The organism is Pseudomonas sp. SDT291_1_S447, assembly GCF_054070155.1.
Map to the genome: position 1 here is coordinate 1 of NZ_JBSVXS010000334.1, position 324 is coordinate 324.

The 324-nt window shown below is 61.4% G+C and carries 1 pseudogene; it reads left to right on the forward strand.

Annotation, left to right across the window (positions count from 1 at the left end):
- Positions 1 to 324: pseudogene (locus ACW9IR_RS29815) on the forward strand (type VI secretion system tip protein VgrG); the annotation flags it as partial.

Consider the following 324-nt stretch of genomic DNA (forward strand, 5'->3'; position numbering starts at 1 on the left):
GGCTGCTCACCGAAATCTTCCACGAAGGCAAGCAGCCGCAAGTGCTCGAAGAGTCGGTGACCAGCGACACCACCGACCTCAAGGACGATTTCCACCAGGGCTATCGCAACCGCTTCAGCGCCATCCCGTGGGATGTGCCGTACCGTCCGCCGCTCGATCACCCGAAACCGAAAGTCCTCGGCACGCAAAGTGCGGTGGTCTGCGGCCCTGAAGGCGAAGAGATCTACTGCGACCAGTACGGTCGCGTGAAGGTGCAGTTCTTCTGGGATCGCGAAGGCAAGCACGACGACATGACCAGTTGCTGGATGCGCGTCGCGTCGAGCT